Origin of the sequence: Runella sp. CRIBMP, assembly GCF_009905605.1 — a bacterium.
GTDB lineage: Bacteria > Bacteroidota > Bacteroidia > Cytophagales > Spirosomataceae > Runella.
Genome location: NZ_JAAAKZ010000002.1, coordinates 816,740 through 836,376 on the forward strand (window position 1 = coordinate 816,740; position 19,637 = coordinate 836,376).

The following is a 19,637-nucleotide window of genomic DNA, read 5'->3' on the forward strand; positions in this document are numbered from 1 at the left end:
GTTTTTTACTATAAATTTACGATACCTTCGTTCCAATATCCCATCTCTCCAGATTTCCAGTCGAATTGAATTCTATAACGCCCCGCTGCCGCGTTTTGGGTTGGAATGTACTGTGTATTTCCTAAATCGGGCTGAATTTTTACGCTGAAATCTTTACTGTTGTCGGAAGGGCAATAGAAGTTTACAACACCGCTTATGTTTTGTAACTCCTTAGGATAGTTGATTTTAATGCCAGTTTCTGTCACTTCCCAAACCAGCGGAGCCGCCAAACTTTTGGCGTTTTTGATTTTATCAATTTTACCTTGGTATTGTATTTCTTCTTCGTAATACTTATCCGTCACCAAGTCTATTTTTTGGACTACACTCATGCCCACCATCGTCAATATCAACAGGACAAACGAGCCATACAGAACCCAAATGCCAGTACCCCAAGAGATTTTCATAATTTTAAATAGTTTGTGGAGAGTAGTCGGTGGCTGGTAATAGATAAATAAACCGCCTACGGTTCACCAGCCACTAATCACTATTCTTCCGGTGCAATAAACGTGGTTTTAAATTCTTCCAGTTTTTCACTCCCCGCATAAATGGCCAATTTGACTTCTGTTCTGCGGTTGGCAATTTCGGTTTTGGGAATGGTAATAAACACCGACCCTTCTACCATCCCTGCTCCGTCGAGGTGCAAACTGGGAATCCCCGCAAATTTAAGACTGCCTTTCGGAAAAAGAATCCGCATTTCGGGGTTGATGGCATGATTGGTTTTATTGAAAAGTTTGAAGGTGTATAAATTACTGATGCTGCCGTCTGGATTCTCGATGTAGCGAGAGCCGGGCACCCGAAGCATGGTGGTTTCGGTGTCGTCGCGGGTCAGTATGGCGTAGCCCAAGGCCACCCATAATGCCGTTAAAACAACGGCGTACGCAATGGTTCTGGTTGTTATTAACTTGCTTTTGCCACTTGCAATGTTGTTTTCGGAGTCGAAGCGAATCAAACCCTTGGGCAGATTTACTTTCTCCATGATGTTGTCGCAGGCATCAATACAAGCGGTGCAATTGACACACTCCATTTGGGTACCGTTACGAATGTCAATTCCGGTAGGACACACATTCACGCACTGAAAGCAGTTGATGCAGTCGCCAGCGGTGCGTTCTTTGCCTTTGTGCAGTTTTTCGCGCGGTTCACCGCGTTTGTAGTCATATGCAATCACGACTGAATTTTTATCCAACAAAACACCCTGTAAACGTCCATAAGGACATACAACGGTGCAGGCTTGGTCGCGTAGCCACGCAAAATTGAAGAAGAAAATCAGCGTGAACGCACAAATTCCCAAAAACAGCGTCAAGTGCTCAGTGATAGGCTCCGAAACAATGCGCCACAAGCGGTCAACGCCCACAAAATAGCTCAATAAAAGATTGGCAATCAGAAACGAAACAGTCATAAAAACCACCACTTTGAGGGTTCTTTTGACGATTTTTTCGTTGTTCCAGGGGGCTTTCTCCAAGGCCCGCTGTGCTTTCCAATCCCCTTCGATGACGTACTCAATTTTACGAAAAACCATTTCCATGAATACCGTTTGCGGACAAGCCCATCCGCACCATACTCGCCCGAAGACGGTGGTAAACAAAACGATAAACACAAAAAATGAAATCATCATGAGTCCAAAGAGCCAATAATCTTGTGGCCCGATGAAAAGACCAAAGATGATGAATTTTCGCTCTAAAATGTTGAAGAGAAATAAGGGCTGCCCGTTGACTTTAATAAAAGGCAGCCCAATCATTACGCTGAGTTGGAATATCGTGAACCACACGCGGCGATTATGCCATTTTCCCGTTGGTTTTTGCGGAAAAAACCAGTTTCGTTTGCCAGTAGTGTTGTCTACTGCTGCGAAATTATCGCGAAACGATTCATCAAAATCGGGGTGTGTATCGAGGGGATTCATGGTTGAGAATGTCAAAGTGGAATGGGGTGTCAGCATGTCAGAATTCAACCGACATGCTGACGTTCAATGTTATTTCAAGGCAACGGTGCTATCCGTTTTCGCTGTTGTTTCGGTATAAACTTCTCCTTGCGGAGCTTTGGGACTAGCGGGTTTTGTTCCTTTCAATGAAATAATGTAACTGGAAACCTGTTGCATTTTGAGCGGATTTAACTGCTTTTCCCACGAAATCATCCCTTTTTCGGGTACGCCATATTTGATGGTTTTGAACACATTTTTAATGCCGCCACCGTGCAGCCAGTATTCGTCGGTAAGGTTCGGGCCTACCGTGCCCCCACCGTCGGCCGCGTGGCAGGCAGCGCAATTGGCGATAAAAATGGCTTTGCCCTCTTCAATGGTTTTGGCATCAGTAAGGAGCGCCACCGTATTCTCGTTGATTTTGGCTGATGCTTTTTCAAGGAAGGCAGCTTTTTTAGTTTCGATGACAAGCGTTTCTTTTTCAAGTTCGGCCATCGGCAAATCTCCTGCGCCCGTTAGGTGATAATAAATCAAATACACAAAGGCGAACAAGATAGTCCCTTGAAAAAGGAAAGCGAGCCAAGGTGGCATGCGGTTGTCGAGTTCGTGGATTCCGTCGTAGTCGTGGCCAGTGATAAGTATACGTTGCTCATCTTCGAGCTGAACCCCGAAGCCCGTCCAGCGTTGCCACCAACGGGCGCTGAATAGCGGTGCTTTATCGCCACGTAGGTCTTCAACTGCTTGTTCGGAGGTTTGCGTTTTTGCGGAGATTTTTTTCAGCAACAACAACACCTGTACCAATACTGCGACCACAGCTGCGATGACCAACAGCAAAATCATCAAGATAAGGTACGTCACTAATTCTTTGTTTCCTGCTTTGGGGGCTTCTGCCTGCGCAAAAGCGCCTGAAGTCACAAAAAGCAGCAGAAAGGTAGAAAGGATGTTTCGGACGGTGCCGTCTTCCAGCGGAAGATTACTCATCTTTTGAATGGTCTGTTTGTCCATACGAAAGAGGTACCAAACCAAACCGATGAATAGACCGGTAAAAATGAGCAGCCCAATAAGCGGATAGATGGCCACTCCGTCGATTGCCTGGAGGTAGTTTCTGAATTTCATTTTTTATAGACTATTGGGTTTATAGCAGTGAGTAATGTAAGATTACTCACTGCTATTTTTTTATCATTATTGAGCGGCTTTGATGTCGGTACCCATTCGTTGTAGGTAAGCAATCAGAGCAATGATTTCTCGGTCAGACTTGGCTTTGATACCGTCTTTTTTGAGATTTTCCGCAATTTGCTTGGCTTGTTCTTGGGCATCAGCAGTGGCTTTTTCTTCGTAACCTTCTTCGTAAGGAACGCCCAGCGTTTGCATGGCGCTGATTTTGGCCGAGGTAGTGCTTAAATCAAGCTCATCTTCCAATAACCAAGGGTATTTAGGCATAATGGAGCCTGGTGACATGCTGGTGGGGTCTTCCATGTGGTTGAAGTGCCACGAATCTGGATACTTGGCACCCACGCGGTGCAAATCGGGTCCAGTTCGTTTTGACCCCCATTGGAATGGGTGGTCGTACACAAACTCACCTGCTTTTGAGTATTCGCCGTAGCGCTCGGTTTCACTCCGGAACGGACGAATCATCTGTGAGTGACAAGTATAGCAACCTTCACGAACGTAGATGTCGCGGCCGTGTAATTCTAGCGGAGTATACGGTTTCACGCTTTCGATGGTCGGAACGTTGGATTCAACCATGAAGGTCGGAACCAACTCAATAACGCCTCCAATAATTACGGCAACTAAGGCAATAACGGTCAGTAACACGGGCTTGCGCTCAAAAATACGGCTGTGCCAATATTCGTTGGCTGGTGGATTCCAGATAGAAGCCAAAGACGCCGAACGGGCCGTTTCGGTTCTGATGAGTTTGCCGTTGAGAGCCGTCATCATGAGGTTATATGCACCTACCAAGAAACCTACCAAGTACAGTGTACCACCAAAACCACGTAATACGTAGAAAGGAACAAGTTGAGTAACGGTTTCGAGGAAGTTAGGGTATTTTAAGAAACCTTCTTCCGTAAATTCTTTCCACATCGACGACTGTGTCCAGCCCGCCCAGTACATCGGTACTGCGTAGAAAATAATGCCTAACGTGCCAATCCAGAAGTGGAAATTAGCCAATTTTTGAGAGAACAAAGGCCGACCGTAAATCCGTGGAAACAACCAATACATGATGGCAAAGGTCATAAACCCGTTCCAACCCAGGGCACCAACGTGTACGTGGGCAACTATCCAGTCGGTATAGTGGGCAATGGCATTAACGTTTTTCAGTGAAAGCATCGGCCCTTCAAAGGTGGCCATACCGTAGGCGGTAACGGCTACAACCATGAATTTTAGCACAATATCTTCCCGTACTTTATCCCAAGCACCGCGCAGGGTAAAGAGCCCGTTGATCATCCCACCCCATGAAGGTGCAATCAGCATGATGGAAAAAACCACCCCCAATGATTGTGCCCAGTCGGGCAATGAGGTATACAACAAGTGGTGAGGACCCGCCCAGATATACAAAAATATCAATGACCAAAAGTGAACAATCGAAAGACGATAAGAATAGATAGGGCGATTGGAGGCTTTGGGCAAGAAATAATACATCAGGCCCAAATAAGGCGTGGTTAAGAAAAAGGCCACGGCATTGTGTCCGTACCACCACTGCACCAACGCGTCTTGTACACCAGCGTACCACGAATAACTTTTGGTCAACGAAATAGGCAATTCTACACTGTTGACCACGTGAAGCATGGCAACCGTTACGAAAGAAGCTAAGTAAAACCAGATAGCCGCGTAGATATGCTGAACCCGACGTTTTACCATCGTCATTACTAAGTTAACCAACCCTGCTACCCAAACTAAAGCAATGGCAATGTCGATGGGCCATTCCAATTCAGCGTATTCTTTTCCAGTGGTTAGGCCAAGGGGTAAAGTGATGGCGGCCGCGACGATGATTAACTGCCACCCCCAAAAATTGATTTGACTCAACAAAGGGCTCCACATGGGGGTTCGGAGAATCCGGGGCGCGGAGTAATAAAGCCCCATAAAAAAACCGTTGCCGACAAAGGCGAAAATCACGGCGTTGGTGTGCAATGGTCGTAATCTACCAAAGGTAGTATACGAAATGTCAAAATTGAGGGCCGGGAATGCTAACTGAAAAGCAATAAGCACACCTACCAACATGCCGACTATCCCAAACACGATAGAGGCAATGGCGAAGTTCCGTACAATGACGTTATCGTAGGTGAACTCTTCCATTTCAACAGTAGCGGTCGTTTTGGAAATTGGTTCCATACTTTAGATTTGAGGAGTTTATGATTGAGGAGATGAATTTTTTTCATTGTCGTCGAATAAAATTCGAACGGAGGGCGTGTAATCATCGTCGAATTGACCCTTTCGGACCGACCACACAAAGGCGATTAAAAATCCGACTGCCACGAGCAGACTGACAGAAAGGAGAAGGATTAGAGCACTCATAGGTATTAAATTTTGCGTTTGTCGGGGTGTAAATGATACGCTACACTTCCGAGCGGGTTGCCCAAAAGTAGCCGCAGCGCTTCCGAATAAAGATGAGGGATATCAGGGATTGAAACTGACTTTTATCAGCTTTTTGGGATGATTGACGAATTGACGGACGATGGCCTCTGCTAAAAAATGAGGACAATTATTGTACTGTACCTTATTGTTTGAAATAAGCCTTCAACGCACCACAAGGCACCTTTGCCCACAAAAAAACGTTAGCGTGACTTTGAGTGCTTTCTCTGTGTACCTTTGTTGATATTTATAGTTTCTGGATGAATACGCTATACTTTAAACTGGCCATGATGCCGATGGTCATTGGAATGATTACCCTTGTAAGCCGCAAATGGGGCAATAAAATTGGAGGGATTATTGGAAGTATGCCATGGGTCGCTGGACCTATTTTGGTGTTTTTTATTGTGGAACAGGGAACGGCCTTCGGTATACGGGCCATTCCCGGTATTCTGACTGGCGTCGTGTCGTTGGTTGGTTTTTGTTATTGCTACGCTTTTCTTTCAAAGTATCTTACTTGGTTACCAACGCTTCTTATTTCTTACGGGGCGTTTGTTGCAGCAGCGCTCTTGCTGGATTCTCTTCATTTGAGCCTGTGGAGTATCTACGGGGTCGCTGTCCTGAGCGTTGTGGCGGCACTGCGCTATTTTCCACTCCCCGTCGCGGGAATTCCCCCGCTCGAACGAGCCAAAACGCCTAAATTCGATATCCCCTTCCGCATGTTGGTAGCCACCCTTTTTGTACTCGCCATTACGGCCCTTGCCAAGGGGTTGGGGCCTACGTGGAGCGGGATTCTGACTCCATTTCCAATTATTACTTCCATTTTGGCCATTTTTACGCACTATCTTCAAGGAAGCAATGCTACCATCACCATACTCAGGGGCATTATGATTGGACTGGTAGGCTTTACCACGTTCCTGTTTTTACAAGCGTTTTTCCTACGAGAATTTTCCATACCAGTTTCGTTTTTGCTTGCCTTTGTGGTCAATGGACTCATCAATGCCGTGGCGATTCGGATTTGGTAATAAGTAAGTTAAAGCGCTCTTGCGGTGGCAATTCTACTGGCAATGGTGGTGTACAGGACGATAGAAATCGAGCTTGCTGGCATCAAAATGGCCGCAATAACGGGGGCTAATGTGCCCGTCAATGCAAAACTTAGCCCAATGATGTTGTACACTACTGAGATAATAAAACTCTGAACCACAATGCTGCGGCCCGCTTTGGCGAGGCGTACGTATTGGGGCAAGAACGACAAATGGCTGCCTTCCAAAATACCATCGCAGGCGGGCGAAAAATTGTTGATATTGTCAGAAACGGCGATGCCCACATTACTTTGGACCAAAGCCCCCGCGTCGTTGAGGCCATCGCCCACCATCAGCACTTTGCGACCTTTTTGTTGCAATTGTTCAATGAATATGAGCTTATCTTCGGGTTTTTGATTGAAATGCAAGTGCGTAGCATCTCCAAACAAATGGCCCAATAATACTACATCCGTCGGTTTGTCGCCCGATAAAAGATACGTTTGATAGTTTTTATGCTTGAGGGCCTGGAGCGTATCAGATAGGTTGTCACGGTAGTAACTGTGAATTTCAAAATAACCGACTTGTTGTTCGCCAAAAGAAAAATAGACCCTACTGTGAGCATTGGATGCCGTGGCGGGAGCTTCAACCAACCCTACAAAAGCGGCTGACCCTAATTTTATAAGGCAGTTTTCGCCTAAGTTGGCCATAATTCCCTTGCCTTCAATTTCCTGAAAGCCCGTCAGGGCGGTTTCTTTGGGAACGGCTGCCAACGATTTAGAAATGAGCCGGCTCAGGGGGTGAGAAGATTGCTCACACATCGTACGCACGATCCGCTGCTGAATACGCGTAAGCGGCGTGCCTTTAAATTGGATTTGACCCGCGTCGGGCAAGGTTAAAGTGCCTGTTTTGTCAAAAACAACGGTATCAATTTCTGATAAGCTTTCAATGACTTTGGCATTTTTGAGGTAAAATTTATGCTTGCCAAACATCCCCAAAATATTACCGTTGGTAAAAGTATCGGAGAGCAGTAAAGCGCACGGACAAGCTACAATCAGGATGGTGGTGATTGCGTTGATGCCGCGCGGCAAATCGCCCGCCCATATCCAAAAGACCAATCCCGCAAGGCCCAGTCCCAAGACCGTCCACGTAAAATAACGGTTGATTTGCGCCACCAAATCGCGGTCCTGCTTTTGGTTGTTTTGGGTGAAAGAATCTTTGTTCCAAAGCTGCGTCAGATAACTTTGTGAAACCCGCTTGGTGACTTCCAACTCAATGGCACCGCCCACCTGACGTCCACCTGCGTAGATAATTTCATTCCGGGTTTTTTCTACGGGTTCTGATTCTCCCGATACAAAGCTGTAGTCAATCATCGCCCGCTCACTCACAAGACGTGCATCGGCAGGAATCAATTCTTTGTTGCGAATCAAAATGTGGTCGCCAGCTTGCAGGTCGGTCACCATAATCTGCGGCTCCTCGGCATTGACGGCGTAATGCGCATTTTGTGTCTCGTCCATGGGCTTTTCGGCCGTGCTTTTGCTTTTTTGCAATAACGTCACGGCCACGGGGAAATAAGATTTATAGTCGCGGTCAAACGAAATAACCGAGTAAGTTTTGTCTTGAAAATACCGCCCTAGCAGCATAAAAAAAACAATTCCCGTCATGGAGTCGAGATAACCTACACCCGTTTGGGTGCCGATTTCGTACAAACTGCGCACAAACGTGACCAAAATAGCCAACGCAATAGGAGCGTCAATGTTCAAATAACGTTTTCGAATGGCTTTCCAAGCCGACACAAAGAAGTCCGAAGCGGCATAAAAAAAGACGGGCAACGCCAGCACCACGCTAAAAATACTAAACAGGGATTGCAACTTCTGGTCGGTTTGGGTGTCGCCCAATCCAAAATAATCGGGGAAGCTCATCATCATGACGTTGCCGAAGGCAAATCCCGAAATACCGATTTTGTATAAACGCGTTCGGTTGGTTTTGGGGGATTGGTCAGATTCAACATCCTGAAGGCTGATGTAGGGTTCGTATCCGATGTACGTCAGCAGTTCAGCCAATTGACTCAGCTTAATTTTTTCTTCATCAACAATAATTCGCACCCGTTTTTCAGGAAAATTTACCACCGCCGAAATGACGCCTTCCTGCAATCGGTGGAGGTTTTCAAGCAAATAAACGCACGAACTACAGTGCATTTGTGGCAGGTACCAGTTGATGTGCGTTTGGCGGCCATCCGTAAATTGAATGATGCGCTGATGCACTTCTGGAAGGTCTAAGTAGGCGTATTTGCCTTTGTAATAGTTTTTATCGGGCGAAACCCCCGGATTTTTTGTAAAATCGTAGTAACTGCACAGTTCGTTTTCCTGCAATAACTCATAGACCAATTTGCAGCCTTCGCAGCAAAAGGGTTTGTCGTCGTGGACGATGACGGTTTCTTCACAGTCGGCTCCGCAATGATAGCAGGCGACTTCGACAGTAGGTGAAATGGATTGCGACATACAATGGGTATTTGTATTTGCCCAAAATTGCGTCGGGGACTGTCACTAATATATGAGTATTGTCAACGTAGAAAACTGACCTTTGTCAGTAATTTAGAAAGTTGAAATGAGGGGATTAATTATTGCCGTAATACTTCAAATAGGCAACGAGACGGTCGTAATTGGCGCGTTCGACGTCATTGCCAAATTTAGAGAGATAGCTTCGGTATATTTCAATGAGTCGGTCAAATTGCGGGCTGTTATTGAGTTTGGCAGCTACAATTCCCTTAAAACAGCGATGTACCTGATTATAGAGGTATTTCGATGATTTTTGGGGCATCAGGTTCAGAATGCGGTCAATGTCGCCTACGTGCGTAATAGAAGCAAGAAAGCCAAAGCCTGAAAGCTGCATAAACTCTTTGATTGACTCGCAGGCATCGGTCAAATCTTCGTCATTTTGAATTTTATAACGGAAGTAATTGACGTCGTTGTATTTGCCCGTGGAGATGATAATGGTATTGACGTCAGAACGAAAATCGACCAAATTGGCATTTAAAAACTGCTGCGCTATTTGTTCTACCTGATCATTACGGCATCCAATGTGAACTTCTATCCACGCATCATTTTCTTTTTCGTATTCAGAAACCGAAAAAATGATGTTTGTGAAGCCTGCAGGTGTATTTTTGCGAAATTGTTTTTTGTCCATCAACAGTCGAAACCCTTCTGCTTCGAAAAAATCGTACAGGGCGTAGTAAAGCTTGGCTTCGGTTGTTTTGAGGCTCATTGTTTTGACTTTGATTGATAACTAAATTCCTTAATACTAAGTTTACATTTGGTATTAAACAACGCAAGTATATTGATGAAACATATATCCACTGTTTATTTGAATTTTTCGGTAACTGTTAGCTTCTTTCTTCTGGTGACGGTTTTTTGCTTTTCTGGTTCACTTTTTGGACAAACAACCCTTACCCAAACCTTGCGGGGCGTGGTGTTGGACATCGACAACAATCAGCCGCTTGCGGGGGCGAACGTTACATTGACGGGCACCGACAAAGGCATCATCACGGAGGCCGACGGTAGTTTTCGATTTACGGCGATTCCTATCGGTCGGTATTCGGTCCAAATAAGCAGTATTGGTTTTGAAACGACCATTATCCCCGAGGTTTTATTGGAAGCTGGAAAAGAGAAAGTACTAACCATTTCCCTCAAAGAAAGTCCTCAGCAGCTCGACGAGGCGGTTGTGCGCACCGCCCGTCCTGTTTCACAAAGTAGCATACAGAGCATTACCATCGAACAAACGTTACGCTATGCGGCTACCTTTTTTGACCCCGCCCGTCTCGCTACGTCGTTTCCGGGCGTAGTGGCGGCCAACGACCAAGCCAATAATCTGGTCATTCGCGGCAATTCTCCGACAGGAACGCAGTGGCGATTGGAGGGCATTGAGATTGTGAACCCCAATCACCTCAGCAATGCGGGAACGTTTAGCGACCGACCGACGCAATCGGGCGGTGGAACCAATATTCTGAGTGCGCAACTCATGGAGCGCGCCGACTTTTTGACGGGAGCTTTTCCTTCTCAATACGGCAATGTTTTGGGTGGAGTGATGGATGTACATTTGCGCAAAGGTAATGACCAAAAGCACGAATTTACGACGCAGGCGGGTTTGATTGGCATTGACATATCGGCCGAGGGGCCCATTTCCAGCAAAAATAAATCATCGTATCTGATCAATTATCGCTATTCATTCACAGGACTATTGGCAGCGATGGGCGTCAAATTTGGCGGAGAAGATATTCGTTTTCAGGACCTTTCGTTCAATCTATCGTTCCCTACCCGAAAAGCGGGCCATTTTACCGTGTTTGGAATGGGAGGCGCGAGTAGTAATATGTTTAAGGCCGAGCGTGATACGCTGTTGTGGGAAGTTGAAAAAGACGGATTTGACATTGAATTTAAAAACCGAATGGGCGCCATCGGCTTGACGCATAAACTGAAAGTAGGCCGAAATTCTAGCCTACGTACGGTGTTGGCAGCCTCGGCATTGGAGACGCGCCGCGAAGGTTATGTGCTTTCGAAAATCTCCTATAATCGCTTTTTTGTTCAGTTGGATGCTTTCAAAAAAACACGTTATTCGTTCTCGACGACCCTCTCTCATAAACTCAATGCGCAGTGGCAGTTGCAAGAAGGCGTGTACCTAACGTATCAGCAAGATTCGGTTAATATCAGCAATCGGGGGATTGCAAGGGGTGGCATGAAGGGACTGATTATTCAGCCGTACATCAACCTCACGGGGCGAATTGCCCCACGATTGACGATGCAGCTGGGACTTCATTGGCTTGAATATACCTACAATCAAACCAATTCGCTGGAGCCTCGTGCCTCCCTGCGTTATAGCGCCAATAAACGTACCGCGTTTAGTTTATCGTACGGCCTACACAGTCAATTGCAATTGCCGCAGACGTATTTGGCCCTCAAAAATTCAGCCACCCGCGACGAAGTATTTCCCAATGTTCGTTTAGGGTTTACCAAAGCACAACATTTCGTAGCGGGCTATGAGCAAAGCCTTTCGCCACTCTCTTCACTGAAAGTAGAAGTTTATTATCAATCCTTGTACAATGTGCCCGTGGCCAAGAATCCGTCGATTGTGAGCTACCGGGTCATTCCCGCTTTCTCGACTTTGAATCTGTTGGAAGGTTTTACGGATGGAGAATTGGCCAACACGGGTACTGGCAGGAATTACGGTATCGAAGTAACCTATCAACAATTGCTACAAAATAATTTTTACGCACTTATCACGGGTTCATTGTATAATTCGAGGTATAAAGGGCAAGATGGAGTCGACCGCAATACGCGCTTTAATGGCAATCATACGTTCAGTCTGGCGGGTGGAAAAGAGTTTCATCGTCGTCCTAACCGTCCGTTTGGCGTTAATGTACGGGTTTTGTGGCTAGGTGGCTACCGCGACTCTCCGATTGATTTGGAAGCCTCGAAAGGTGCGGCCCAAACGGTGTATAAAGCCACGGAATTATACACGATTAAATTAAAGGATTATTTCCGTCCCGACTTGCGCATTTTCTGGAAACGCAACAAACCTAACTACACCCGGACGTGGTCAATTGATATTCAGAACGTGACGAGTACTAAAAATGAAGCCTTCAGTTACTACGATATTCTTCAACGTAAGGTTGTTCAGCAGTACCAGCTCGGGATTTTGCCAGTCGTGAATTATCGGGTGGAATTCTGAGGCCAGATAAAATATTTAACACCGATTTTTTTAAAACATCAGGGCTTTACTGTCAAATAAACACAATATCGGTAATCAATTCATACCCAAAGGAGTCGTTAAGGGATTGGATGAGTTTGCGTTTGGCAATCACCAATTCGTTGGCCAGAGGGGCCGAGTCCAGTCGGAGAAACAGGACTTTGTCTTTTACGTAAATATCCGAAGTACGCGAAGCAATCTCTTTGCCTACCAGTTTTTCCCAATACACTTTCACCGACGACTCATCAAATTTCCCGCGTAGACGGTAAATTTCCAACATTTTATTGATGGCATCGCCCACGGTAGTTACACCCGGACGGCGGGCTGCATTTTCTTTTTTAAAACGGTAAACCATATTTATGGGTAGAGTTTTCTATGACAAAGCTACAATAAGATGAAGAAATTTGGATTGGAACAACGAGTTTTTTCTGATTTATTTTGGATTCAGCCCTTTGCGCTGTAATATTGCACCATCAAGTCAGTTGCTTCTATTATGCACAGCGATTGATTTATAAAGAAGGGGGGAGAGAATAGGCTCCGCGAACCTCTGGCAACCTGTTTCCCAATACACGAGATAAGGTGCTAATTCCTACCTAAGCGGTCGCAAAAACGACCCTCAGGGGATATAAATCGAAACATTCATGTTAAGATTCCCGGAAAAACAAATGCGCCTTTTGCGCAACACACGTTTGTCATCTTTTCGTTAAGATGCACTGGGCCGTTACTATCCCTTGGAAATTGAAAACGCTGAAACAACAAAACCACTTTTAATTGTTTTTGAACCTTGGCAGTTACTTTATTCAAATATCCTTACACGTTTCCTTTGGAACTGGGCGGCGAACTGGCAGGCTTCCAATTGGCGTACACTACCCACGGCACCCGCAACGCCGACAGCAGCAATGTTTTATGGATTTGCCACGCCCTCACGGGCAGCTCTGACCCTACCGATTGGTGGGACGGGTTGGTAGGCCCCGGACTTCATTATGACCCCAAGGATTGGTTTATTATATGCGTCAATGTACTCGGCTCGCATTACGGCTCCACCAACGCCTTGAGTATCAACACTAAAACAAAAGCGCCATACTTTCAGAGTTTTCCTGACATCACCATACGGGACAATATCTACGCTTTTGAACTACTTCGTGAACACCTCGGCATTGAGCACATTCATACCTTGGCGGGCGGCTCTTTGGGCGGGCAGCAAGCCCTCGAATGGGCCATTCTCAAACCCGATTTAATCGAAAATTTGGTCTTGATTGCCACCAATGCCCTCCACTCACCGTGGGGAATTGCGTTCAATGAATCGCAGCGCATGGCCATCAAAGCTGACCCCACTTGGCAAGAAGCCCGCCCCGACGCAGGCATCGAAGGCATGAAAGTGGCGCGCTCCATTGCCCTGCTGTCGTACCGCAATTATGACACCTACGACTTTACCCAAGCCCGCGACAGCAACGAACAAACCGATCATTTCCGGGCGGCTACGTATCAGCAATACCAAGGTGATAAATTAGCCCACCGCTTCAATGCGTTTTCTTACTGGACACTTTCTCGAATGATGGATTTGCACAACGTGGGCCGCAACCGTCCGAGCGTAACCAATGCCCTCTCGCAAGTAAAAGCGCATACGCTGGTGGTGGGAATCAGTTCGGATATTTTATTCCAACCTAGCGAACAAAAATTCCTCGCCCGACACATTCCCGATGCTGAGTACCAAGAAATTGACTCACTCTACGGTCACGACGGCTTTTTGATTGAATACAAGCAGTTGAAGCAGATTTTGCAAGCTTGGGAAACCAAAGGAATCCCGCAAGGACGTTAATGTAAATGCAATCCAAATGCTCAAAAAAGTCCTCCTCGTTGTTTTGCTTGTGCTCGTCGTCCTCGGTATATTCTATCGAGAACTGATTAGTTACGGATACATGCAGGCCAAAGGACAGGTGAGTATTTTGTTCAACACCCGCCCAGTAGCGGAAGTTTTGCAGGACCCTACCCTCCCCGACTCGCTCAAACAGCGGCTAAAACTCATCGGTGAAATCAAGCAATTTGCCATTGATTCACTCGGATTGGACTCTTCGGGCAGTTATACCGAATTTTATGATCAGGGCGGTAAACCCATTTTATGGGTGCTTACCGCCTGTGAAAAATTCCAAATGAAGCCCAAGCAGTGGAGCTTTCCCATCATCGGGACGTTTTCTTACAAAGGCTTTTTTGATACCACCCGTGCCTATACCGAAGAGAAAACGCTCCTAGCGGCAGGATTTGACACCCAAATCAACGAAGTGTCGGCATGGAGTACGTTGGGTTTTTTCAAAGACCCGATTTTATCTTCGATGCTCTACCGAGGCGAAGGCAGTCTGGCCAACCTCATCATCCATGAAATGACCCACGGCACGCTCTTTGTCAAGGATAATCTAGAATTAAATGAAAATCTGGCAAGCTTTGTCGGTGACTACGGGGCGGTGCGATTTATGGAAGCCAAATACGGAAAGAACGCACCGCAGCTTGAACGTTATGAATTTCGAAAACGCTACAACGACGCCCTCAGTCAGCACATTGTACGAGGGGCCAATCAACTTGACAGCCTCTATAAAAAGTTTAGGCCTTCGTTTGCTACATCCCTCAAAGACAGTCTCAAAACGACCAAAATTCAACATATTGTCCAAAGTTCGGATACGCTTTTGGGGGGATTGGTTGGCAAAAAATACCCGTGGCGCGGCAAGAAACTACCCAACAACGCGTTTTTTATTGGGTACCTTACGTACCATTCTCAACAAAATCAGTTCAATAAAGAGTTTAATGAAAGGTTTAAAGGGAACTTTCGCGCCTATCTTTCGTACTTAAAAACGAAGTACCCTACCTCCTTTTAGGAACAATTTTGAACTTCTATCTGCGTTTAATTGTAAATTTGGGGTGTATACGAATCGTCTCATTAAATCTTTGCCTTAAAACCGATTTGGGCTTTTAATCGTACATTTAAGGACCCTAAACGAGACCTCAAAAAATACACTTGCCGTGTTAACAAAAATAATGAATGTATGCTTCGACGCAGTGTCATAGCCTTATGGGTATTGCTGATTTTTCCAGCTTTTCATGCCAAAGATTCTTATCGCCGAGTGGCTCAAACTAGCTTTGGTGTAGGGGAGCATTTTGAATACCGTGTTCATTACGGCATTTTCAATGCGGCAGATGCAGTGGTCGACGTAAGCCCTCAAATTCAGTACGTTAACGGTCGCCCCTGCTATAAAATAAGCATTGTAGGCACCACACTAGGTGCCTTTAGTTGGTTTGCCAAAGTACGTGATGAATGGCAATCATGGATGGATACATCGGCCATTGTATCGCAGAAATTTTACCGAAATATTCAGGAAAACAATTATCGAAAAGTAGAAACGACCCTGTTCAATCACGCCACTGACGATGCCGTGGTGACCGATGAAAACGGCACCAAAAAGTTTGACGTTCCCAATCATATTCAGGATGCCATCAGCGGGTATTTTTATTTGAGAACACTAGATTTCAGCAAATTACAACCCAATGACGTCGTCGATGTCCCTACTTTTCTGGAATCTTCGGTCTATAAATTAAAAGTAAAATACCGGGGGAAGGACACAATTAAAACCAAATTCGGGAAAATAAAAGCATTAAAACTAACGCCTCTTATGCCTGACAATCAACTATTTAAAGGCGAAAATTCAATCCGAATTTGGGTTTCCGACGATGCCAACAAGGTTCCCATTAAAGTTGAAGTCGACCTTTGGGTCGGTTCGTTGGTCATGGAGGTCCGTTCTTTCAGGGGTGCCCGCAACAACTTCAACTGGTACTGATTCTTCGTCATATTCAGCTGCCCACCAAAACGATTCTTCGCCCGTAGTTTGTTTTTCGTTCCATTCCCTGAACGAATCGTTGAAGGTTTTCAGGTTGATGCACATGGTGAGCCCCTAGAAAGGAGGTTCTTCGGAAGGATTTGGTGGCGGGAAGTTCATGGCGCCCAAATCATTGGCTTTGCTACGGAATGTTCCTCCCGCGGCAGGAGGTGTATCAAAAGAGGCAGGAATACTACCCGTATTGAGCGGGGCATTATTGCCAGGATTGGCCGAATAATAGCCGTCCAAATCGGTAAATTTGGTGTATTTACCGATAAAGCGTAACTGAATGGTATCCAACGAACCACTACGGTTTTTGGCCACAATCACCTCACCGATACCCTGCACCGAATTGCCCGCTTCATCTTGCGTAAATCCGTAATATTCAGGACGATAAAGGAAAGCAACCATGTCGGCATCCTGCTCAATAGAGCCTGATTCACGTAAATCTGATAGTTGCGGTCGCTTATCTCCACCCCGGGTCTCAACCGCACGACTCAACTGCGAAAGCGCAATCACGGGTACATTCAATTCTTTGGCTAAGTTCTTGAGCGCCCGCGAAATAGATGCAATTTCTTGTTCACGGTTTCCACCACCTTTGCCTCCGTCGCCCTGCATCAACTGCAAATAGTCAATCACCACCATCTGAATGTCGTGCTGTTGCTTGAGACGGCGGCATTTGGCGCGTAGTTCCAAGATAGAAAGCGCAGGAGTATCATCAATAAAGATGGGCGCCCGCATCAAGCGGTCGATGCGTTGGTGCAATTGCGTCCATTCATGGGGGGCAAGATTTCCTTTTTTTAGTTTTTCGCTATCAAGCTCGGCTTCGGCCGAAATCATACGATTGACCAACTGTACGGCCGACATTTCCAGCGAAAAAATGGCTACCGGCATCCCAAAATCAACGGCCGCGTTGCGAAGCGACGAAACCACAAAAGCGGTTTTACCCATGGCAGGGCGTGCCGCCAAGATGATTAATTCGGTAGGTTGCCAGCCTGAAGTTAAGCGATCGAGTTGCGTAAAACCAGAAGGAACCCCCGTCAAACCATCCTTTTGTTCGCGGCGACGTTCGAGTTCTTTCAACGCCTCGTTCATGAGCGTGCTCATGTCGGCGTAGTTTTTCCGGATATTCGACTCTGAAATCTTAAACAGCGACTGCTCGACGGTATCAAGGAGGTTAAAAACGTCGATGGTATCTTCAAATGCGTCCTGTAAAATCTTGGATGCCACCGTAATCATCTCACGTTTCATGGCCGATTGGGCAACCACGCGTGCATGGTATTCGATGTTGGCCGCCGAGTTAATTTTGGTCGTCAACGACGTCACATATTGTGCTCCTCCTACCACTTCAAGCGTACCCAATTGACGTAACTGGGTCGTAACCGTCAATAAATCAATGGGTTCTGAATTTGTAAAAAGAGTAATAATCGCATTGTATATTTTTTGATGCGCTTCTTTGTAGAAACTATCAGGCTTTAAAATATCAATGACCGAATTGAGCGCATCTTTCTCAATCATCAAAGCTCCCAGTACCGCTTCCTCTAACTCCAACGCTTGTGGGGGCAATTTTCCCATACTCGTCCCATTTTCTAGCCAACGATTGCTAGGATTGGGGCGGGAGCTATTCCCAAGAGATTTTTTTTGAAGGAAATTGTATGATTTATCGTTGTCCATATGGCAAAATCTACTACAATGATAAGCCTATTTTTACGATTCTGAAAGTGCTTTTGGAAACAAAAATTTGGATTTTTCTTTAACTCATTGATAGCAAATGTCCTACAAAACAGATGCTGCCTTGGGAATTCGGTCAAAAATTGTTTCAATCTCTCCTCTAACCAGTGTATAATCTAACTCGGCACAAGTCTTACCCGACTCCCGAATCAGCAGGGCTTTGGTGCCATTTTGATAGTGGCCCGAGTAAGGCATGTAGGTATCAAAGTTGTTTAACTGACCAAACAATAATATCCCAAATGTGTCAACTGCATTGGCCAAATGCGCTGGACCACTGTCGATACCGATAAAAAATCGGGCGCGTCGAATGATTTCGGCCGTTTGCAAAATCGAAAATTTTCCGCACAAATTCAAATATTGGTCATCCGTACTCTCAACGACATTTTTTAAGCCGATTTCGGCCACAAAATACCCTTTTTCGTGCATTAACCAGTTGACAAGTTTATTCCAGTTTTCTACCGACCAATCTTTGGCAGGATAGTTAGAACTGCAATGAATGACAATCAGTTTTTTGGGCAATTGCAACGCATCCACCCGCGCGCGGTCAGCATCGTTGATAAACACTTTGGGCACATCATCGACAATGGGTAAGGCTGCACACTGCTGAAAAATAGAGAGCAGGTTTCCTTTCTCAAAATAGTTAAAAACGGTAATGTCTTTCTGCGCCGCAACGTGGTTGACGTGCACATCTTCGCTGATGGAATCTCGGTTGCTTTGCCAAAATTCCAGGTTATATACCTCCTCAAAAATACCCGACTCACACACCAGTAGTCGCTGTAAAACAGAAGGTTGTGCCCACACTTTATCAACTTCAGGATGTCTTTCTACCAATTCTTTAAATACAGGCCGCACAATCCAAACGATGTAAGCATTGGGGATAAGCACCCGCACTTGACGGACGATAGGCTCGGCGGCTACAATGTCACCAAAATGCTCAGTCCGCAAAATTGCCACTATTTTTCTACGTCCTTTCAACGAAATCTTAAGAATCAGGAAACGGACAATTACGCCCAATGCCCCCGCGTATTCACCCAAAATGTAAGTGTATTTACGAAAACGATGAACCCAAAGGGCTTTTAAAGCAGAAACATCCATACAAAGCTGAGACTTTATTCTTTTGGGAAAAATGATTTAGTTTATTTATAACAACCAAATCACTGTTACTCAATATTATTCAACTGACATATTAACGCAAAATTAGGTTAAAAACGGATTTTTAGGTGATAAAATCTCGTGTTTTATCCATTACAGTTAGTATTCGGCGCAATTCATTGAGAATTTTAGCCAAAATCGTACCAGAGCGTCAACAATGTTGGCTATTTTTGAGCCAAGTCTTCTCAGTTATTAGCGATACAAACCTTGATTTACCGTAATGTCAACTAAATTTTTTCTACAGTCGGGGGCCATTTTAGGCGCCTTGGGCGTCGCCTTAGGTGCTTTTGGCGCTCACGCCCTCCGACCCACACTCGAAGCCTCTGGGCGAATGGATACGTTTGAAACCGCCGTGAAGTATCAATTTTACCACGCATTAGCGCTCATACTGATTAGCGTTTTGCTCCAGAATACCGCAGTTACTTCTGCCAAGTGGTATCATTGGGCTGGCTATTCATTTTTGGGCGGGGTCATTGTTTTTTCAGGCTCTCTTTACACCATTTGCTTTACAGGCATCAAAGCATTTGGCGCCGTGGCGCCCATTGGCGGCACCCTCATGATTGTGGGATGGGTATTACTTTTTTTGGGGGCAACAAAACAGTAACTCAAAAAAAA

16 protein-coding genes and 1 riboswitch are annotated in these 19,637 nt (G+C 45.6%); of the genes, 6 read left to right on the top strand and 10 right to left on the bottom strand.

Annotated features, from left to right (window positions below; all coding sequences use genetic code 11):
* Positions 1 to 8 precede the first annotated feature (8 nt).
* The 5 genes from GVN20_RS08505 to ccoS all read right to left on the bottom strand — a co-directional run bounded on the left by GVN20_RS08505 (position 9) and on the right by ccoS (position 5,464).
* Positions 9 to 443, bottom strand: a complete 435-nt coding sequence (locus GVN20_RS08505) for a FixH family protein (RefSeq protein ID WP_166557895.1) — start codon at positions 441 to 443, stop codon at positions 9 to 11.
* Between the two features lie 80 nt (positions 444 to 523).
* Positions 524 to 1,936: a cytochrome c oxidase accessory protein CcoG gene (ccoG, locus tag GVN20_RS08510; protein WP_166557896.1), complete on the bottom strand. Its 1,413-nt coding sequence runs from the start codon at positions 1,934 to 1,936 to the stop codon at positions 524 to 526.
* Positions 1,937 to 2,005: 69 nt separating this feature from the next.
* On the bottom strand, positions 2,006 to 3,067 hold the full coding sequence (locus GVN20_RS08515; protein ID WP_166557897.1) for a cbb3-type cytochrome c oxidase N-terminal domain-containing protein: 1,062 nt from the start codon (positions 3,065 to 3,067) through the stop codon (positions 2,006 to 2,008).
* 66 nt (positions 3,068 to 3,133) lie between these two features.
* Complete coding sequence (ccoN, locus tag GVN20_RS08520) at positions 3,134 to 5,281, bottom strand: cytochrome-c oxidase, cbb3-type subunit I (protein WP_166557898.1); 2,148 nt, start codon at positions 5,279 to 5,281, stop codon at positions 3,134 to 3,136.
* 18 nt (positions 5,282 to 5,299) lie between these two features.
* Positions 5,300 to 5,464 carry a cbb3-type cytochrome oxidase assembly protein CcoS gene (gene ccoS / locus GVN20_RS08525; RefSeq protein ID WP_114070035.1) on the bottom strand — a complete coding sequence of 55 codons (165 nt, stop codon included), beginning with the start codon at positions 5,462 to 5,464 and terminating at the stop codon, positions 5,300 to 5,302.
* A 317-nt stretch (positions 5,465 to 5,781) separates the two neighbouring features.
* Here ccoS and GVN20_RS08530 point away from each other — a divergent pair, with 317 nt between their 5' ends.
* Positions 5,782 to 6,543, top strand: coding sequence for a hypothetical protein (locus tag GVN20_RS08530; protein WP_166557899.1), 762 nt, complete (start codon positions 5,782 to 5,784; stop codon positions 6,541 to 6,543).
* Positions 6,544 to 6,551: 8 nt separating this feature from the next.
* On the opposite strand, the gene GVN20_RS08535 is transcribed toward GVN20_RS08530, so the two are convergent.
* Both GVN20_RS08535 and GVN20_RS08540 read right to left on the bottom strand, forming a co-directional pair.
* Positions 6,552 to 9,038, bottom strand: coding sequence for a heavy metal translocating P-type ATPase metal-binding domain-containing protein (locus GVN20_RS08535; RefSeq protein WP_166557900.1), 2,487 nt, complete (start codon positions 9,036 to 9,038; stop codon positions 6,552 to 6,554).
* Between the two features lie 115 nt (positions 9,039 to 9,153).
* Entirely contained in the window at positions 9,154 to 9,801 is a 648-nt protein-coding gene (locus GVN20_RS08540; protein ID WP_166557901.1) for a hypothetical protein, read from the bottom strand.
* A 75-nt stretch (positions 9,802 to 9,876) separates the two neighbouring features.
* Between GVN20_RS08540 and GVN20_RS08545 the strand changes: the two genes are divergently transcribed.
* Positions 9,877 to 12,258 (top strand): TonB-dependent receptor, encoded by a 2,382-nt coding sequence (locus GVN20_RS08545; RefSeq protein ID WP_166557902.1) that lies wholly within the window; start codon positions 9,877 to 9,879, stop codon positions 12,256 to 12,258.
* Between the two features lie 52 nt (positions 12,259 to 12,310).
* On the opposite strand, the gene GVN20_RS08550 is transcribed toward GVN20_RS08545, so the two are convergent.
* Positions 12,311 to 12,631, bottom strand: coding sequence for a DUF721 domain-containing protein (locus tag GVN20_RS08550; RefSeq protein WP_114069995.1), 321 nt, complete (start codon positions 12,629 to 12,631; stop codon positions 12,311 to 12,313).
* Between the two features lie 151 nt (positions 12,632 to 12,782).
* A riboswitch (SAM riboswitch) is annotated at positions 12,783 to 12,908 on the top strand.
* 152 nt (positions 12,909 to 13,060) lie between these two features.
* Between GVN20_RS08550 and metX the strand changes: the two genes are divergently transcribed.
* From metX to GVN20_RS08565, 3 genes are all read left to right on the top strand, one after another.
* On the top strand, positions 13,061 to 14,095 hold the full coding sequence (gene metX / locus GVN20_RS08555; protein WP_166557903.1) for a homoserine O-acetyltransferase: 1,035 nt from the start codon (positions 13,061 to 13,063) through the stop codon (positions 14,093 to 14,095).
* A 16-nt stretch (positions 14,096 to 14,111) separates the two neighbouring features.
* Complete coding sequence (locus GVN20_RS08560) at positions 14,112 to 15,143, top strand: aminopeptidase (protein ID WP_166557904.1); 1,032 nt, start codon at positions 14,112 to 14,114, stop codon at positions 15,141 to 15,143.
* A 168-nt stretch (positions 15,144 to 15,311) separates the two neighbouring features.
* Entirely contained in the window at positions 15,312 to 16,100 is a 789-nt protein-coding gene (locus GVN20_RS08565) for a DUF3108 domain-containing protein (RefSeq protein WP_166557905.1), read from the top strand.
* A gap of 114 nt (positions 16,101 to 16,214) precedes the next feature.
* Here the strand turns inward: GVN20_RS08565 and dnaB are convergent, their stop codons facing one another.
* Both dnaB and GVN20_RS08575 read right to left on the bottom strand, forming a co-directional pair.
* Positions 16,215 to 17,813: a replicative DNA helicase gene (dnaB, locus tag GVN20_RS08570; protein ID WP_166557906.1), complete on the bottom strand. Its 1,599-nt coding sequence runs from the start codon at positions 17,811 to 17,813 to the stop codon at positions 16,215 to 16,217.
* A gap of 102 nt (positions 17,814 to 17,915) precedes the next feature.
* Positions 17,916 to 18,965: a glycosyltransferase family 9 protein gene (locus tag GVN20_RS08575; RefSeq protein ID WP_166557907.1), complete on the bottom strand. Its 1,050-nt coding sequence runs from the start codon at positions 18,963 to 18,965 to the stop codon at positions 17,916 to 17,918.
* Positions 18,966 to 19,242: 277 nt separating this feature from the next.
* Here GVN20_RS08575 and GVN20_RS08580 point away from each other — a divergent pair, with 277 nt between their 5' ends.
* Positions 19,243 to 19,626 carry a DUF423 domain-containing protein gene (locus GVN20_RS08580; protein ID WP_166557908.1) on the top strand — a complete coding sequence of 128 codons (384 nt, stop codon included), beginning with the start codon at positions 19,243 to 19,245 and terminating at the stop codon, positions 19,624 to 19,626.
* The last annotated feature ends 11 nt before the right edge of the window (positions 19,627 to 19,637 follow it).

Bases quoted from the DNA above. Each gene is read 5' to 3' on its own strand.
- GVN20_RS08575 (WP_166557907.1), bottom strand. From the start codon at position 18,965: ATGGATGTTTCTGCTTTAAAAGCCCTTTGGGTTCATCGTTTTCGTAAA.
- GVN20_RS08530 (WP_166557899.1), top strand. From the start codon at position 5,782: ATGAATACGCTATACTTTAAACTGGCCATGATGCCGATGGTCATTGGA.
- GVN20_RS08565 (WP_166557905.1), top strand. From the start codon at position 15,312: ATGCTTCGACGCAGTGTCATAGCCTTATGGGTATTGCTGATTTTTCCA.
- GVN20_RS08505 (WP_166557895.1), bottom strand. From the start codon at position 443: ATGAAAATCTCTTGGGGTACTGGCATTTGGGTTCTGTATGGCTCGTTT.
- dnaB (WP_166557906.1), bottom strand. From the start codon at position 17,813: ATGGACAACGATAAATCATACAATTTCCTTCAAAAAAAATCTCTTGGG.
- ccoS (WP_114070035.1), bottom strand. From the start codon at position 5,464: ATGAGTGCTCTAATCCTTCTCCTTTCTGTCAGTCTGCTCGTGGCAGTC.
- GVN20_RS08540 (WP_166557901.1), bottom strand. From the start codon at position 9,801: ATGAGCCTCAAAACAACCGAAGCCAAGCTTTACTACGCCCTGTACGAT.
- GVN20_RS08535 (WP_166557900.1), bottom strand. From the start codon at position 9,038: ATGTCGCAATCCATTTCACCTACTGTCGAAGTCGCCTGCTATCATTGC.
- GVN20_RS08580 (WP_166557908.1), top strand. From the start codon at position 19,243: ATGTCAACTAAATTTTTTCTACAGTCGGGGGCCATTTTAGGCGCCTTG.
- ccoG (WP_166557896.1), bottom strand. From the start codon at position 1,936: ATGAATCCCCTCGATACACACCCCGATTTTGATGAATCGTTTCGCGAT.
- ccoN (WP_166557898.1), bottom strand. From the start codon at position 5,281: ATGGAACCAATTTCCAAAACGACCGCTACTGTTGAAATGGAAGAGTTC.
- GVN20_RS08515 (WP_166557897.1), bottom strand. From the start codon at position 3,067: ATGAAATTCAGAAACTACCTCCAGGCAATCGACGGAGTGGCCATCTAT.
- GVN20_RS08560 (WP_166557904.1), top strand. From the start codon at position 14,112: ATGCTCAAAAAAGTCCTCCTCGTTGTTTTGCTTGTGCTCGTCGTCCTC.
- GVN20_RS08545 (WP_166557902.1), top strand. From the start codon at position 9,877: ATGAAACATATATCCACTGTTTATTTGAATTTTTCGGTAACTGTTAGC.
- GVN20_RS08550 (WP_114069995.1), bottom strand. From the start codon at position 12,631: ATGGTTTACCGTTTTAAAAAAGAAAATGCAGCCCGCCGTCCGGGTGTA.